The 16,214-nt window shown below is 65.4% G+C and carries 11 protein-coding genes; 6 read left to right on the forward strand and 5 right to left on the reverse strand.

Features of this window, described 5'->3' with window-relative positions; genetic code table 11:
* Nucleotides 1-17: 17 nt before the first annotated feature.
* The 3 genes from SJI00_RS07970 (at nt 18) to SJI00_RS07980 (ending at nt 7,734) form a co-directional block, all read left to right on the forward strand.
* Complete coding sequence (locus tag SJI00_RS07970) at nt 18-2,381, forward strand: DNA polymerase II (protein ID WP_322461183.1); 2,364 nt, start codon at nt 18-20, stop codon at nt 2,379-2,381.
* Between the two features lie 72 nt (nt 2,382-2,453).
* On the forward strand, nt 2,454-6,959 hold the full coding sequence (locus SJI00_RS07975) for an NEL-type E3 ubiquitin ligase domain-containing protein (protein ID WP_322461184.1): 4,506 nt from the start codon (nt 2,454-2,456) through the stop codon (nt 6,957-6,959).
* 208 nt (nt 6,960-7,167) lie between these two features.
* Nucleotides 7,168-7,734 (forward strand): DUF4174 domain-containing protein, encoded by a 567-nt coding sequence (locus tag SJI00_RS07980; protein WP_322461185.1) that lies wholly within the window; start codon nt 7,168-7,170, stop codon nt 7,732-7,734.
* Nucleotides 7,735-8,189: 455 nt separating this feature from the next.
* On the opposite strand, the gene SJI00_RS07985 is transcribed toward SJI00_RS07980, so the two are convergent.
* Nucleotides 8,190-8,471 (reverse strand): peptidylprolyl isomerase, encoded by a 282-nt coding sequence (locus tag SJI00_RS07985; RefSeq protein ID WP_322461186.1) that lies wholly within the window; start codon nt 8,469-8,471, stop codon nt 8,190-8,192.
* A gap of 189 nt (nt 8,472-8,660) precedes the next feature.
* Here SJI00_RS07985 and SJI00_RS07990 point away from each other — a divergent pair, with 189 nt between their 5' ends.
* Entirely contained in the window at nt 8,661-9,062 is a 402-nt protein-coding gene (locus SJI00_RS07990) for an antitoxin Xre-like helix-turn-helix domain-containing protein (protein WP_322461187.1), read from the forward strand.
* The gene (locus SJI00_RS07995) at nt 9,056-9,754 is read left to right on the forward strand and encodes an RES family NAD+ phosphorylase (RefSeq protein WP_322461188.1); all 699 of its coding nucleotides are present in this window, start codon (nt 9,056-9,058) and stop codon (nt 9,752-9,754) included. Before SJI00_RS07990 ends, SJI00_RS07995 begins: the two co-directional genes overlap by 7 nt.
* Before the next feature lie 282 nt (nt 9,755-10,036).
* On the opposite strand, the gene SJI00_RS08000 is transcribed toward SJI00_RS07995, so the two are convergent.
* Nucleotides 10,037-11,122, reverse strand: coding sequence for a 3-deoxy-7-phosphoheptulonate synthase (locus tag SJI00_RS08000; protein WP_322461189.1), 1,086 nt, complete (start codon nt 11,120-11,122; stop codon nt 10,037-10,039).
* A 546-nt stretch (nt 11,123-11,668) separates the two neighbouring features.
* Complete coding sequence (locus tag SJI00_RS08005; protein WP_322461190.1) at nt 11,669-12,334, reverse strand: response regulator transcription factor; 666 nt, start codon at nt 12,332-12,334, stop codon at nt 11,669-11,671.
* Nucleotides 12,335-12,547: 213 nt separating this feature from the next.
* On the opposite strand from SJI00_RS08005, the gene SJI00_RS08010 reads away from it, so the two are divergent.
* The gene (locus tag SJI00_RS08010) at nt 12,548-13,183 is read left to right on the forward strand and encodes a response regulator transcription factor (RefSeq protein ID WP_322461191.1); all 636 of its coding nucleotides are present in this window, start codon (nt 12,548-12,550) and stop codon (nt 13,181-13,183) included.
* A gap of 187 nt (nt 13,184-13,370) precedes the next feature.
* Here the strand turns inward: SJI00_RS08010 and SJI00_RS08015 are convergent, their stop codons facing one another.
* Entirely contained in the window at nt 13,371-14,039 is a 669-nt protein-coding gene (locus SJI00_RS08015; protein ID WP_322461192.1) for a pentapeptide repeat-containing protein, read from the reverse strand.
* Between the two features lie 363 nt (nt 14,040-14,402).
* Nucleotides 14,403-16,211: a quinoprotein ethanol dehydrogenase gene (gene exaA, locus SJI00_RS08020; protein ID WP_322461374.1), complete on the reverse strand. Its 1,809-nt coding sequence runs from the start codon at nt 16,209-16,211 to the stop codon at nt 14,403-14,405.
* Between the last annotated feature and the right edge of the window lie 3 nt (nt 16,212-16,214).

Genomic DNA, 16,214 nt, shown 5'->3' on the forward strand with positions numbered 1-16,214 from the left:
TTATCGAGGCCCACACCTTGGCGTTACAGCAAGGCTTTCTCCTCACCCGGCACTGGTACGACGGCGCGCACGGCACCGTGGTCGAGTTCTGGGTCGCGACCGACCATGGTCCACGCTGCCTGCGCCTGGCGCCACAGCCGGCGGTGGCGTTCATCGCCGAGGTGGCGCGCGAGCCGGCCCTGGCGGTGATCGCCGGGGAGGCGGGGGTCGAGTTGCGTGCCCTGGCGCTGCGCGACTTCGAGCAGCGGCCGGTGCTGGGTCTGTACTGCTTGCATTACCGTCAGTTGCTGCAACTGGAAAAGCGCTTGCGCGCGGCGGGGGTCGAGGTGTTCGAGGCCGACATCAAGCCGCCGGACCGTTACCTGATGGAGCGTTTCATCACCGCCGGCGTGTCCTTCAGCGGCGAGGCCAACGCTGACGGTGTGCTGTGCAACGCCCAGCTCAAGCCCGCCCCCGAGTATCGCCCAACCTTGCGCCTGGCCTCGCTCGACATCGAAACCACCGAGCGCGGCGAGCTATACAGCATCGCCGTGGAGGGCTGCGGTCAGCGCCAGGTGTACATGCTCGGCCCGGTCAACGGGCCGGCGCAACAGCAGGATTTCGACCTGCAGTACTGCGCCAGCCGTGGCGAACTGATCACCTGCCTCAACGACTGGCTGGCCCGCCACGACCCCGATGCGATCATTGGCTGGAACGTGGTGCAGTTCGACCTGCGCGTGCTGCATGTGCAGGCGGCCAAGCATCAGGTGCCGCTGTACCTGGGCCGCGACGGCCAGCCGATGACCTTGCGCGAGCACGACAGCCGTAGTCATTTCTTTGCTGCCGCTGCCGGGCGCTTGCTGATCGATGGCATCGAAGGGCTGCGCTCGGCGACCTGGAATTTCCCATCTTTCAGCTTGGAAAACGTCGCCCAGACCTTGCTGGGCGAAGGCAAGGCGATTGCCACGCCCTACCAGCGCATGGGCGAAATCAACCGCATGTTCGCCGAAGACAAACCGGCGCTGGCCCGCTACAACCTCAAGGACTGCGAGCTGGTCACGCGGATCTTTGCCCACACCGGGCTGCTGGCGTTTCTGCTGGAACGGGCCAGCGTCACGGGCTTGCCGGCTGACCGCAGTGGTGGTTCGGTGGCCGCGTTCTCGCACTTGTATCTGCCGCTGATGCACCGCCAGGGGTTCGTCGCACCGAATCAGGGCAGCCGCCCCGACGACGCCAGCCCCGGCGGTTTCGTCATGGACTCGCGCCCGGGGCTGTACAGCTCGGTGCTGGTGCTGGACTACAAGAGCCTGTACCCCTCGATCATCCGCACCTTCTTCATCGACCCGGTGGGGCTGATCGAAGGTTTGCGCCAGCCTGATGACGAGCACTCGGTGGAGGGGTTTTGCGGCGCGCGCTTCTCGCGCACCCGGCACTGCCTGCCGGCCATGGTCGAACGGGTATGGCAGGGCCGCGAACAGGCCAAGCGCGAGGGCAACGCGCCGTTGTCGCAGGCGCTGAAGATCATCATGAACGCCTTTTATGGCGTGCTCGGCGCCAATGGCTGTCGCTTCTTCGATGCACGCCTGGCCTCCTCGATCACCCTGCGCGGGCACCAGATCATGCGCCAGACCCGCACGTTGGTCGAAGCGCGTGGCTATGACGTGATCTACGGCGACACCGACTCTACCTTCGTCTGGCTCAAACGTGCGCACAGCCAGGAAGCGGCCGCCGCCATCGGGCGCTCGCTGGCGGGCGAGGTCAACCAATGGTGGCGCCAGCACCTGGCCGAGACTCAAGGCCTGGACAGTGCCCTGGAACTGCAGTTCGAAACCCATTACCAGCGTTTCCTGATGCCCACCATCCGCGGCGCCGACGAGGGCAGCAAAAAGCGCTACGCCGGCCTCGTGCAGCGCGACGATGGCCAGTTCGAAGTGATCTACAAGGGCCTGGAGTCGGTACGCACCGACTGGTCACCGCTGGCCCAGCAGTTCCAGCAGGGCTTGTACGGACGGATTTTCCGCGATGAGCCCTATCGCGATTATGTGCGCGAGTACGTGCGCAGCACGTTGGCGGGCGAGCAGGATGCTTTGCTGGTGTATCGCAAGCGCCTGCGCAGGCCGCTCGGCGACTACCAGCGCAACGTCCCGCCGCATGTCCGCGCCGCGCGCCTGGCCGATGAGCACAGCGCCAGCCTTCGGCGGCCACGCCAGTACTACAAGGGCGGGGGCTGGATCAGCTATGTGATGACCGTGGCTGGCCCCGAGCCGTTGGAGAACCGGCAATCACCCATCGATTACGACCATTACCTCGACCGCCAGCTGCAGCCGGTGGCCGATGCCATCCTGCCCTTCGTCAATGGTAATTTTGCCGCCTTGATTGATCGGCAGATGCCGCTCTTCTAACCGTATATAAGCACCCCCAGGCCGCCAGGCGCCGCCTTTACCCTGCCGCTCTTTCCCAGACGAGGCAGGACCATGCACGACGACACCCACCCCAACAGCACCCAGCTCGCGGCCTACCACGATCAACTGATCAGTGCGGCCATGCCGCAGTGGCTGCGCGCGGCCAGCACAGTACAACTGCACGCGCTGCATGAGGCGTGTTCGCAAAGCCTGTACTGGCGCGAGCGTTGCCAGCAGGTGCTGGCGCAGGTGCAAGGCATCGACGCCTATTGCCGGCCGTTGCTGCAGCAGGCGCTGCAGACACATCTGCCCACGGTGGACGAGATCACCGTGAGTTGGCGCAAGGGCGAGCGCGAGCCGGTCGTGACCTCGCAGCCCATTGGCTACCCGGTCACTGTGCCGGTCTATCGCAACCGCCCCCTGCTGGAAGCAGCACTGACCAATTTCACGGCTGAGCAAGCCGAGCCGGGTGGCATGCTGGTGGGCAATCGCCTGGAGCGCACGCCCCGCAGTGACGCACCCTTGCCGACGCCGGCCGCTTTTGCGGCCTTTTGCCGCAGGTTGGATCTGGGCGCTCGCTATCAGCAGCACCTGAGCGCCGTGCTCGAACCTGTGCTACCGCAAGGCCGAACGCCGTGCTCGGTGCTGGCCAACCACCTGCGTTGCGCCTTGCTCGCAGACGCCCATCGCGCCGCGATCAAAGGGGTATTGGACGCACCGACGCTGCACCTGCTCGAACGTTTCTGCGAACTGCGCAGTTCACCTCGCACCGAGGGCGATCCACAGGCCGGGCGATTGCGTCTGCTGGGCTACACCCTCGAGCGCATCCTGGTGATCGACAGCCGCAACACCCCCGTGCAGTCCGATGGCTCGTCATTGCACACCGTGGTGGTCTACATCCCCGATGACCCGCACAGTCCGCTGCGCAGCTACCCCAGCTTGCGCCGTTTCGCCAACGATCTCGGTCGCCGGCTGCGCACCGCCGATTACCAGCGCTTCTTCAGCCGTTTCGTGCGGCGTCGTGATGCGCAGGGCTTCTTTAGCGCAGTGATCGACGGCTATGAGGGGATCGGAGACCTGGGCAACATCAGCCTCGACGAGCGTTTGCTGGCCTGCGAGGCCCCGGTGTTCGACTGCCTGGCCCGGATGCAGATCGCGCAGATCAAGGACGATGCCAGCCTGATCGCCACACCCGTGGCCGTCATCGACCAGCAGGTACAGCGCGAACACGCTCGACGCCTGGCAACCGAAGGCTGGACCTTGCTGAACCTGGCCGCACTGTTCGTGCCGGCGGTCGGTGCGGCGCTGCTGGCGGTCACCGCTTGGGACATTCTCGATGAGACCTTCCAGGGCGTGCAGGCCTGGCGCGAAGGTGAACACGGCGAGGCCCTGGAGCATCTGTTCAATGTGGCCGCGCAAATCGCCACGCTGGCCGTGGTGGGCGCGGGTAGCGTGGCGGTGGCCAACGCCTGGAACCGTTCGCGGGTGGTCGATGAGCTGGTACCGCTGACCTTGCCCAACGGTCAGGTGCGCCTCGGCCTGCCGGCGCTTGACACGTTGCGCGTTGCACTGCCAGCCCAGGCGGTGCGCGATGCTGAAGGCCTCTACCGGCTCGGCGAGCAGCGCTGGATCGAGCTGGACGGCGCGCATTATGCCGTGAGCCGCGTCGACGACAGCCAGCCCTGGCAGCTGCGCAGCGCGGATGGCGTGCTGCATCCACTGACCCACAACGGCGCGGGCGCCTGGCGGCTGTGGTACGAGGACCCCGGGCAGTGGCAGGACTCTTATTACCTGTTCCGGCGCCTGTCGCTGACCACCACGGCATTGGACGATGAGGCCATCGACCTGGTCTTGCAGGCCACCGACACCGATGCGGATGAACTGCGCGCCCTGCATGTGCACGGTATCGCTGCCGATGCGTTGCTGCTCGATACCGCTCAGCGGGTGGCGCTCGAGGCGAGGGTTCGCCGCTTGGTGAGGCAACTGCGCGGCGGCCAGACGGTCACTGACACCCCTTTGCTGCAGCAGGTGCGCGCCGTGCCCGAGGCGGTCGGCCTGACTGACCAAGCGCTGGCCGAGCAGGTGTGGAGCCACCGCCGTACGTTACTCGAACACGTAGACCGGGCACTGCACGGTGGCGAGTCGGCCCATGCGCGGCTGCTGCTGCGTGACTTTCCAGGGCTCAGCCGTCGCTGCGCCGAGGCGCTGGTCGAGGCCAGTAGCCCGTCCGGCCGTGAGCAGTGGCTGGCCACTGGGCGCGTTCCGCAGGCGCTGTCCACTGCAGCACAGCGAACCCTGCGCCGCCAGCGCGTGGCCAGGGCCTATGAAGGTCTGTTCATCGACACCGTACAAGGCATCGATCAGGCGCGGCTGGCCATCCTCCTGGGTGGACGCTTGCCAGGCGCTGGCCAGCCGTGGGCCTGGCGGCTGTTCGAGCTCAGCCGCAGTTCGGCGCCTGTGTGGGTCAGCGAGCAGGCGGCCGGGGCGCGCCAGCTCGACCTGGTATGCGGCACCGCCGGCTTCGAGCTGTTCGATGGGCAAGGCGCACGCCTCACGGCGGCGCCTGGGGCGTTGTTCGAAACCCTCGCTGCAGGCTATCGAGACGCTGACCGAGCGGCGCTCGGAGTAGGCGAGCCGTTTGCGCACAACCTGCGCGTGCTGGTCGCACGGCAGGCTGCGGTTGACCGCCAACACCTGGCGCAGTGGCTGGGGCAGCGCCCGGACCAAGGCTGGTTCCGTGTGCCGACACGTCTGGCCGACGGCCGTCTTGGCTACCCGCTCAGTGGCCGCAGCCGGGGCCGGGCACCGCGCAGCCTGGGCGCGCAGATGCGCCGCCTCTACCCGTTGATGCGCGATGAAGAGGTCGAACAGTGGGCCCAGCAGATTCGTACCAGTGGCCGGGAGGTGGAGCAGGTTGTGCTGGAGCTGCGCAATGAAATGCGCCAGCTGGAAAGCCACTTGCGGCGCTGGACCAATGCAGGCAACGGGCTGTTGTCGCGTACCGACCGCAGCCGCTTCGCGGAGCACCTGCTGCGGGCCTGGCGACGCATGACCCCGCGCGCCTTTCAAGGCACCTTGCAGGCTCCGGTGTACCGCTTGCGCTTGCAAGGCATCCACTTGCCAAGCTTGCCGACGCTTCCCGAGAGTATTCATTTCGACCATATCGACATCCTTTCGCTGTGCGGTGTCGGCTTGACGGAAGTCGGTGCCGAGTTCCTCGTGCGCTTTCCCAACCTGCGCGTGCTGGAGCTTGGCCGCAACGCGCTGCGCCGTTTGCCGCAGGACCTCGACCGGCTTGCGCGGCTCCAAGAGCTGGCACTCAATGACAACTCGATCATGCTCGACGCCGAGCAGGCGAGCGTGCTGTCGCGGCTCGAGCGGGTGCGCGTGCTCGACTTGTCGAACAATCCGCTGGGCAGAAGCCTCTCGTTCGAGGGCATCAGCCGTTTGCGCCTGCTCGACCTGCGCAACACTGAGCTGCCCAGTTTCCCCACAGAGCTGCTGGACCGGCTTGACCTGATGAGCGCTGACCTACGGGGCAACCGCATCGCCACGCTGCCGCAGCGGTTTTTCCATACCCCCCGGTACCTCGCCCGCGCTATCCGGCTCGATGGCAACCCCTTCGACGCAGAGACCTGGGCACGCCTGGACGCCTTCGTCGACCATCCCTCTCGCACGCCAACCCGTACTCCAGGCACCTCGCCGATCGAGGTGCGTGATGCCTGGCTGGCCACGCAGACCGCCGGCGCCGAGGTGCGGCACACGGCGCTCTGGGAGGAGGTCAGGGGGCGCGACGGCGCTGCGGGCCTGTTCGACCTGCTGCAGCGGCTACAACGCAGCGCTGACTTTCAACACCCTGAGGCCGCATTAGGGCAGCGGGTAAGGACGATGCTCGAAATGATCCACGCCCATCCGGATCTGGGCGAAGCGCTGTTCGAGCTGGCCAATCTGCCGCTGACCTGTCAAGACAGCGCAACGCTGTGCTTCAGTAGCCTGGAACTGCACATGCTGGTCTGGAAAGCGCGGCTGACGGCGCGCGCCGGCGCCGGCTCCGAGCAACTGGCGTTGATCCACCTGGGGCGCCAATTATGGCGGCTGGACGAGGTGGAGCGCATTGCTTTGGCGGACATCGCCGCGCGCCGCGCCCAGGGCGCCGACCCCGATCAGATCGAAGTGTTGCTGGCGTATCGCGTAGGCTTGCGCGAAGACCTGGACCTGCCTGCGCAGCCCCAGGACATGCTCTTTCGCGCGGTGGCCGGCGTCGACAATGCGCGGCTTGCACAAGCCCATGCAGCGGTGCTTGCCGCTGAACAACCCGGCACCTTGGCGCGGTCGCTGGCGCAACGCGACTTCTGGCGGACCTGGCTGGAGCAGCGTTATGGCGACCGTTTGCAGGCCTTCGATGCCCCATTCCAGGCGCGCATGGAAGCACTGATGGATCAGGCCGAAGCGGGCGCCAGTGCCGAGGGCGATTACCTCAGGCAGATGAACACGGTGCGCGATGAACGTGAGGCGGGGCGCCTGAGCATGTTCACCACCCTCACCGAAGAAATCCTCGCCGCGCAGCCCCCGCAATAGACCCACCGCAGCCCGGCCCGGGGGACCTGCATGCAGGCACCTTGGGCTATGCTGCTGTTGAGTACGGAATTTTCCTGATTTTTTTGTAGGCCCGAGTGGATAGCGGACGTTACCCTGATGGCATTCGTGGTCGCTGCGGGCAGTGCAGGTTCACCGATCCGGACTGCCCAGGCGATCCGTCGTGACTCGATTCAACAAGGAGATGCTCATGCTTGTCAGGTCCCTGACCCTCGCCACCTTGCTCTGCGCTGCCAGCCCGTTGTTCGCCGCCGACAGCGACGCGCCCTTGGCCAGGGAGTTGGGCAAGGCGCGACCGTTGGTGGTGATCGCGCCCAGCTCGGCCGACCCGACGCTGCGCGGTCTGAGCCAGGCCATCAAGGACCCGGCCACCGAGGCCGGTTTCAAGGAACGCGCGCTGGTGCTCTACAGCGTGGCCAACATGATCGGCATGCGTGACGACAAGAACCTTGAACAACAAGCGACCATGGCGCTGATCCGCGAACTCAAGCTGGGTGCCAGCAAGGGCACACGGGTGATTCTGGTGGGCAAGGACGGCGAGCGGCATGTCCTCAAGGACGGCGACAGTGCCGAACCGCTCGAGCCGCAGGCCATCTTCAAGGCCGTGGACGAACTGCCTGCCAGCGAGAAAGCCATCACCGCGCCTGAGCCGGCTGCCGCTGCCGCGGCGCCGACGCCTGACAAACCCGGCGCAAAACAGGCCAAGCCGGCCAAACCAGGCAAACCTTCGGCGCCGCCCAAACCGCTGGAGGATTGAGCCGCTTTCAGCGCACGGTCGAGCATGGCCTGGACCTCTACCCATGAGCAGGCCATCGCAGCGTCCGTCAATGCCGGAGCCCCGCGATGCGCAGCGCCCACACCCGCCGCGCATCGCGCGGATCGCGCAACCCATCGCCGATGAACACCGGTAGCGCGAGAGTCAGCGCCAGGGCAAAAAAGCGGTAAAGCCCAGCCACACATTGAAGGATAGGGTCGAACCGACCGAGACTCGGCGCGGAACGCCGCAGGCTGCCGCCCTTGGGGCTTCAGTGTTGGCGTAGTCGAAATGGCTGAAGGAGGCGGGGTGGCGCGGCGCTTGGCCGTAGACGGTGAGGGCGTGGCTGGTGGTCAGCGTAGGCGGGCAGGGCCACTGCGCTGAACAGGCAGGCTGCAAGCGGACGCTTGCAACGCTGCCAGGCCCGCCGTTAAGAAAAGCGGCGGGCCAATTCAGGTTCAGTCCTGGCGGCTGGTCACTTCCAGCAGGTGGTAGCCGAACTGGGTTTTCACCGGGCCCTGAACGGTGTTCACCGGGGCGCTGAAGACCACGGTGTCGAATTCCTTGACCATCTGGCCTGGGCCGAACGAGCCCAGGTCACCGCCTTGGCGGCTGGACGGGCAGCTGGAGTTGTCTTTGGCAACCTGCGCGAAATCGGCACCAGCTTCGATCTGAGCCTTCAGCTCGTTACATTTTTCTTCGCTGGAGACGAGGATGTGGCGGGCGGTGGCTTTGGCCATGGGGGAGACTCCTTTTGATAAAGGGCAAGCCTAACCCAGTTTCGGGGGGATTGTCTTCCCATGCGGGGGCACGCCCGATGGGCCGTGCGTACCCTCATCCATCGGTTGCGTCTGTCTGAAGCCGGTTGATCTCAAGACTAAACCTGGATAGTTTCTACTCTTGAGATCAAGCATCGGGAGTGAGCGTCCATGGGCCATGCCGTCAGCGCACCGCTTAGCGCATCGAACAATACCCACGCCATCGCACTGCGCGCGGCCGTCAACATCCTGGAAAAATGGCAGGCCAGCCCACGCCAGATCGAAAGCATCCTGCGCATTTCCCGCAGCACCTGCAGCCGCGCCAAGGATCCCCAGCGTGCGGTCAGCCTGGATGACGACCAGCTCGCGCGCACTAGCCTGGTCCTCAACATCCATGCCAGCCTGCGCACGCTGTTCGATAACCCCGACAACGTTTACGGTTTCGCGCGTATGGCCAATGACAACCTTTTCTTTGCCGGCCGCACACCGCTGCAGGTCATGGCCGAAGGCTCGTTCATCCACCTCTATGAAACCTTTCGCCACATCGACGGGCTGCGCGGTGCGCAGTGGTGAGGGCGAGCCAGTTGCAGCCGCGGGCGGGCGATGAATGCCTCAAGGCCCACCGGCTGGTCAACTCGAAGTTTCCGCCCATCGCCCTGTTCGACGATGTGGCCAGTGCCCATGAGTTCGAGGTGCTGTATGCGGTCCAGGCGCTGACCAATCCGCGTTTGCAGGCCGAAGTGGGCAGCCTGGCGCTGATTGCACGTGAGCAGATTCCGTTCGGGATTCAAGGCTGTGCATATGCCACGGCGCCCTTCACCCACGTCAACCCGAATGGCTCGCGCTTCGGTGACGGCAGCTTCGGCATCCTTTACCTGGCCGACACCATGGACACGGCGGTTGCCGAGGTGCGCCATCACCAGCAGGCCTATTGGAGCAAGGTCCATGGGCTGAACTATGAGCGCTTCGTGTTTCGGGGGCTGGTGTGCCAGTTCATCGAGACGCACATGCTCGACGCCACGGCGTTGCCGATGACACACGCGATTTACGCAGGCGATGACTACAGCGCCTCACGGCTGCTCGGCAAGGACGCGCTGAAGGCAGGGGCCCCGGGCCTGCGCTACCACTCGGTGCGCGCGCCGGGCCGCACCTGCTGGGCGCTGCTGACGCCACGCCCGGTGCGCTCGATCGTGCAGTCGCACCATTACGAAATGGTCTGGAATGGCGCGATTACCAGTGTCAGCAAGCTGGTCGGGGGTGGGTGAGGTTCACGGTCCCAGGGCTTCAGCAGCGCCGTGGTTTCTCCGGGCCGGCTGCGCCGGCCATCGCGAGCAAGCTCGCTCCTGCATTGTGGGCTGCGTGTTGCCTGAGATTCACAGGGTCCTGTAAAAGCGACTTCGGTCGCGAAGGGCGGCAGCGCCGCCCCACTCCATGCACCGCGTATCGCGCGGTCTGACGCGATTGCGACCCTCGCGACTGGGGGGCGTGCGCACGACGTCTGTATTGGCTTCAGCCGCGCCACGGGCTGCGACGAAAACAGCGCAGCCTCACCCTGCCAGACGTTCAGCCGCCGTGCGCAGCAGCCGCTCGGTGGCTGCCCAACCCAGACAACCATCGGTAATCGACACGCCGTAGTCCAGCGGCCCCTTGCCCAGCGCCTGGGCGCCGTCGAACAGATGCCCCTCGAGCATCATCCCTACCACCGAGCGGTCACCCTCCAGGCGTTGGCGCAGCACGTCATCGAACACCGCCGGCTGGCGCGCCGGGTCCTTGCTGCTGTTGGCATGGCTGCAATCAACCACCAGCCGAGCCGCCAGCCCGGCTTTGTTCAGGCCCTGGCGCGCCTGGACCAGGTGTTCGGCGCTGTAGTTGGGACCGCTGTGGCCGCCGCGCAGCACCAGGTGGGTGTCAGGGTTGCCGAGGGTTTCCACGATCGCCGGGTGGCCCTGGGCGTCGATGCCGAAGTGCCGATGGCTGTGGGCGGCGCTGCGCATGGCGTCGCAGGCGATCGCCACGCCGCCGTCGGTGCCGTTCTTGAAGCCCACTGGCAGGCCAAGGCCGCTGACCAGCTCGCGGTGAATCTGCGACTCGGTGGTGCGCGCACCAACGGCTGCCCAGCTCAACAGGTCATCGAAGTAGCCCGCGGCCAGTGGCTGCAGCACCTCGGTGGCCAGTGGCAGGCCGCGTTCCAGCAGGCCCAGCATCAGCGCGCGGCACAGGCTCAGGCCGGCCTGCATGTCATCACTGCCGTCCAGGTGCGGGTCGTAGGCCAGGCCCTTCCAGCCGACGGTGGTGCGCGGTTTTTCAACGTAGGCGCGCATCACCAGCAGCAGGTGGTCATCGACCTCGGCGGCCAACGCCTGCAAGCGGTCGGCGTATTCCAGCGCGGCGCGCGGATCGTGCAGCGAGCATGGGCCGACGATCACCAGCAGGCGCGGGTCGCGGCCGTCGAGGATGGCGCGCACGGCGCTGCGGTGCTGGCTGACCTGCACGGCGAGGGCACTGCGCAAGGGCAGTTGCTGCTTGAGCTGATGGGTGCTGGGCAGGCGGCGGCTGAGGGCGGTGTTGGCGGCCGGTGGCTGAGGCTGGGCGTGAACGGGGTTCAGGGGCAGGGCAAGGGTGGCACTGTGCATGATGAGCTTCCTTCGGCGGACGGCGGGGTCAAGCCCGCGGCGTCGGCACTAGATGGGTGTTCGACAGGTTGTTCGCGATGATCGACGCAGCGTCGTCAAGGGCGCAGGCGTGCCACCGGAGCAGAACCGATCGGAGGCGGCAGGCTGGCCCGAACGGCATTGGCTAAATCGCCAGGCAGCAGTGCAGGTGCGGTAATAGTTGAAGTGGTTCATGTCGGTGTCCTGAGTGATTGAGTGGAAAACCAGAGCCTTGAAACGCAAAACCCCCGGTCGGGAAGCCGACCGGGGGTTTGAGTATTCTCATGTTCGGCGGCCCTCGAAAGTGGGCGCCGTGTGGGTATCAGCGGCGCCTAGTGGCTAAACCAATACCCGAAGTAATAGCTGGAGACAGACACGCAGCCGATCGCCGCCGAACGCTGAACGCGGTCGCTGGCAAGGCTGTGAATGTGTGAAGGTGTCTGCATGATGCTCTCCGTGATGGGGTCCGAGCTTACTGCACCTTGCGAAGCGTATTCAATGGCTTTGGCGGAGTTTTTCCTACCTCTTTCAACGGCGAAGGTAGGCGCTGAAGTCGATATCGCCTGCGCTGAGAATGGCCTGAACCCGATTGTGCACGTTGAGTTTGCGCAAGATCGCCGACACATGTGCCTTGACCGTGGTCTCGGCGATGTCGAGGTTGTAAGCGATCTGCTTGTTCGATTCGCCCTTGGTCATGCGCTCCAGCACCAGCAGTTGCTTGCGCGTCAGCGCCTGCAGCAGCTGCGGTGCGAATGTCGGGTGCTCGTTGACCGCGCGGCGTGTGCCGGGCTTTTGCGTGCGGATGATGTCGGGCGGCAGGTAGACGTTGCCATTGAGAATCTGCTCGATGGCCTCGGTCATCTGCGCGCGCGGTGAGGACTTGGTAATGAAGCCCACCGCCCCATAGGTGATGGCTTGCAGCACCACGTGCTTGTCCTGCTCGGCCGACACGATCACCACAGGGATGGTGGGTGCTTCGTTACGCAGGTTCATCAGCCCGCCCAGGCCATGCATGCCGGGCATGTTGAGGTCGAGCAGGATCAGGTCGAGGTCGTCGTGGCACTGGGTCACGACCAGGGCACTGTCCAGATCGGCCGTTTCCATGACTTCGCTGCCGGGAAAACCGTCGGCGATGACGTTGTGGATGGCTTCGCGAAACAGCGGGTGATCGTCGGCAATGAGAATTTTGTACATGGCTGTGCACCTTGTTTTTATTGGAGTGTACTGGCGCGCAAGGTCGGAACGCCTGTATGCCGCGCGTTCTCGCCTGAGTTATGAGCCTATCAGGACCTTCAGACAACGCATTTGTGAATGCGACCATCGAGATGAAAACCGCTACCAAAGTCGTACAGGGCTGCGGCGCAGGCGCTTTCACACTGAAGGTCCTGGCGCAGGCGGAGCACGCCCATGAGTATCTTGCTGGTCGACGATCATCCGTTGCTGCGTGTGGGCCTGGTCCAGACCTTGGCCCAGGCCTGGCCGGACCTGCCCGTGTTGCAAGTAGGCAGCGGCGAGGCGGCGCTGGCCGAGGTGCAGGTTCAGGTGCCGGGCCTGGTGATCATGGATTTCGACCTGCCTGGCATCAGCGGCCTGGAAACCACTCGCCGCCTGCGCCAGCGCCTGCCCCAGGTGCGCGTGCTGTTTTTCAGCGAGCACTGCGCGTTGGGCCTGGTGCGTCAGGCGCTGGCGGCGGGGGCGTGTGGGTTTCTGTCCAAGCAGGTGCAGCCTGCGGTGCTGGTGGAGGCCGTGGGGCGCACCTTGGCCGGGCACCCCTACATCGAGCAGTCCCTGGCCACGGCGCTGGCCTGCGAGCCCGTGCGATCGGCCGACCGGCGTCTGCAGGGCCTGACCCAGCGCGAGACGGAAATCTTCCTGATGCTGGCCAGGGGCAGCGCCGCAGGGCTGATCGCCGAGCAGCTGTGCATCAGCCGCAAGACCGTAGCCAACCACCTGACCTTGCTCAAGAGCAAACTGCAGGTGAGCTGCCAGGCTGAACTGGTGCACCTGGCGATTGCCCTGGGGCTGCTCAAGGTCGCGCGCTGAGCCTGTTGTGTGCCTGCTTGAAGTCAGCGCCGCAGCGGGTGGGTTTCAGCAGAACGTGGTCCGCTCGACCAGGCGGTAGGGCGAGCAGGTGTTGGGCGGCGTTGCCGCCCATCGCGAGCGAGTTCGCTGGGCCGCTTGATGGGGCAGGTAGGCGCGAGCTTGCTCGCGATGGCTGCGCAGCCGCCGCTCACTTCCACGTCGTCGGACAACCCTTGCACCCCTGCATGTTGCTGTCCTGGAAATTCGCGTAATGCTGGCGGCTGCCGCGCAGGTCGGCGTTTTCCAGGTTGCTTTCGCCCAGCTTGGCTTCTTGCAGATTGGCATCGGCCAGTGACGCGCCTTTGAGGTCGGCCTTGCTCAACCAGCTCATTTCAAGATCCGCCGCCTTGAGCGAGGCGCCATGCAGCTGGGCCCCTGACAGCCGCGCAAATTCCAGGTAAGCGCCTGACAAGTCGGCCTTCTCGAAATTCGCGCCCTGGGCGAACAAGCCCCAGCCTTGCGCGGCGATCAGCGTCGCGCCCTGCAACTGGGCAAGGCGCAGGTTGCTTTGTTGCAGGCTGGCACGGGTCAGATTGGCGCCGCGCAAGTCGGCCTTCTCCAGGTTGGCGAGGTCCAGTTGGGCGTGGCGCAGATTGGCCTCGCGCAGGTCGGCGCCCGACAGGTCGATCTTGCGCAGGTCCTGATTGCTCAGGTCGGCGCCGCGCAGTTGGGCGTTCGGGCATTTGCTGTGAGGGGCGAGGACGCAGCCGTTGAGGATCAGCGGCGTGTCATCGGGTGAGGCGTTCGATGCTGAAGGTGCCTCGGCGGCGAAGACGGGGCTGAGCAGCAGTGTCAGTGCCAGTGGCAGATAATTCATAAAAGACTCCCAGACGAGGGCCTGACCCCCGTTAACGGCAGAAAAACCGCAGGCGCATCAGCCTCCGGCCGAAAAGCGCCCGATGATCGATCGGATCGTGGGTGGGGCCGTGGTAAGCGTGAGCGCGGGCTGCGTGGCTCAGGGCGCCTGATTGAGAATGCCTAGCCAGGCGCCCAGCGGCGAATGCCTGGTCGAGGGCGTTCAACCGAGCGCGCCCAGCCTCGGCTGGCAGGCCCAGGTTCAGCCCACTCGCCACACACTCCCTGTCAGATGCCTCCCGCGCAACCCAAAAGGTATGCGCCCTGCCTGGGCTGCGTCGCAACCCTGTTGCGGCCGAACCCAGGCACCCACGGCCCGCTCAGCTCAACGCTGTGCAGTGTTGCTGTCCCAGGCCGGGATCTTGAACACCCAGAACGACCCACCTTGCGCCACTGGCTTGGTCAGCTCGGCCATGTCGCCGCCCCACAGGGGCACCGCGCCGCCGTAGCCGACCGTGACGCCGACATACTGCTCGCCATCCTGCTCCCAGGTGATGGGCGGCGAGACGATGCCGCTGCCGGTCTGGAACTTCCACAGCTCCTTGCCCGTCTTGGCGTCGAAGGCCTTGAAGAAGCCATCGCCGGTGCCGGTGAACACCAGATTGCCCTGGGTCGCCAACACCCCTGCCCACAACGGCAGTTTTTCCTGGTGCTCCCACACCACTTTGCCGGTGGTCGGGTCCATGGCGCGCAGCGAGCCGACGTGGTCCTCGTACATGCGCTTGATGCGAAAACCCATGCCCAGGTAGGCCGAGCCTTTCTTGTAATTGACCTCTTCGGTCCAGTATTCCTCTTTCCAGTGGTTCGCCGGGACGTAGAACAGGCCGGTATCCTGGCTGTAAGCCATCGGGTTCCAGTTCTTGCCACCGAGGAAGGGCGGCGACACTTCCACCGGCTTGCCCTTGGTCTGCCCTGGCTCGGGCTTGGCTGGGCGCTGACCGGGGTTCTCTACCGGGCGCCCGGTCTTCAGGTCGATGTGGTCGGCCCAGGTAATGTTGTCAACGAACGGGAAGGCGTTCTGCAGCTTGCCGTTGGTGCGGTCGACCACATAGAAAAAGCCGTTGCGGTCGGCGTGGGCAGTGGCCTTGACCTGTTTGCCGTCCTTGTCTTTGTAGTCGAACAGTACCAGCTCGTTGTTGCCGGAGAAGTCCCAGGCATCGTTCGGGGTGTGCTGGTAGAACCACTTCACCTCACCGGTGCTGGGGTCGACGCCGACCTGGCCGGAGGTGTAGAGGCTGTCGAAGTCGTGCGGGTTGCCATCCTTGGAGGTGCGTGCCCAGGTATTCCACGGGCCGGGATTGCCGGCGCCGACGATGAGGGTGTTGGTTTCGGCATCGAAGCTTGCGCTCTGCCACGGCGCGCCGCCGCCATGGCTCCAGGCCTCGACCTTGCCGGTCGGACTGTTCGGATCGTCGGGCCAGGACGGCGCTTTTACATCGCCCGTGGCAGTGCTGTCCTTGCCGTTCAGGCGGCCCATGTGGCCCTCGACGAAAGGCCGCATCCACACCTCCTCACCGGTGTCCGGGTCACGCGCGTAGAGCTGCCCGACCACACCGAACTCATCCCCGGAACTGCCGTGGATCAGCAGCACCTTGCCGGTTTTCTGGTCTTTGATCAGGGTCGGAGCGCCTGTCAGGGTGTAACCGGCGCTGTGGTCGCCGAACTTCTTGTTCCACACCACCTTGCCGGTGTCTTTGTTCAGCGCCACCAGGCGGGCGTCGAGGGTGCCGAAGAAGATCTTGTCGCCGTAGATCGCCGCGCCGCGGTTGACCACATCGCAGCAGGGGCGGATGTCGTCGGGCAGGCGGTGGTTGTAGGTCCAGAGACGCTTGCCGGTCTTGGCGTCCAGCGCGAAGACGCGCGAATAGGAGCCGGTGACGTAGATCACGCCATCGTTGACGATGGCCTGGGATTCCTGGCCGCGCTGCTTTTCATCACCGAACGAAAACGACCAGGCCGGCGTCAGCTTGAACACGTTCTGGTCGTTCACCTGCGCCAGCGGGCTCCAGCGCTGGGCATTGGTGCCCATACCGTACTGCAGCACATTCTGGGTGGTCTTGTGGTCGTCGGCGATGTCTTCCCAGGTGACCGGGGCGGCCTGGGCGGTAGCGCCGAAGGACAGGCCGGCCAGCATCAG

The sequence above is a fragment of the Pseudomonas gebzensis genome (genome assembly GCF_034427815.1).
In the GTDB taxonomy this organism is placed as follows: Bacteria; Pseudomonadota; Gammaproteobacteria; order Pseudomonadales; family Pseudomonadaceae; genus Aquipseudomonas.

Bases quoted from the DNA above. Each gene is read 5' to 3' on its own strand.
- SJI00_RS07975 (WP_322461184.1), top strand. From the start codon at position 2,454: ATGCACGACGACACCCACCCCAACAGCACCCAGCTCGCGGCCTACCAC.
- SJI00_RS07980 (WP_322461185.1), top strand. From the start codon at position 7,168: ATGCTTGTCAGGTCCCTGACCCTCGCCACCTTGCTCTGCGCTGCCAGC.
- SJI00_RS07985 (WP_322461186.1), bottom strand. From the start codon at position 8,471: ATGGCCAAAGCCACCGCCCGCCACATCCTCGTCTCCAGCGAAGAAAAA.
- SJI00_RS07990 (WP_322461187.1), top strand. From the start codon at position 8,661: ATGGGCCATGCCGTCAGCGCACCGCTTAGCGCATCGAACAATACCCAC.
- SJI00_RS08000 (WP_322461189.1), bottom strand. From the start codon at position 11,122: ATGCACAGTGCCACCCTTGCCCTGCCCCTGAACCCCGTTCACGCCCAG.
- SJI00_RS08005 (WP_322461190.1), bottom strand. From the start codon at position 12,334: ATGTACAAAATTCTCATTGCCGACGATCACCCGCTGTTTCGCGAAGCC.
- SJI00_RS08010 (WP_322461191.1), top strand. From the start codon at position 12,548: ATGAGTATCTTGCTGGTCGACGATCATCCGTTGCTGCGTGTGGGCCTG.
- SJI00_RS08015 (WP_322461192.1), bottom strand. From the start codon at position 14,039: ATGAATTATCTGCCACTGGCACTGACACTGCTGCTCAGCCCCGTCTTC.
- exaA (WP_322461374.1), bottom strand. From the start codon at position 16,211: ATGCTGGCCGGCCTGTCCTTCGGCGCTACCGCCCAGGCCGCCCCGGTC.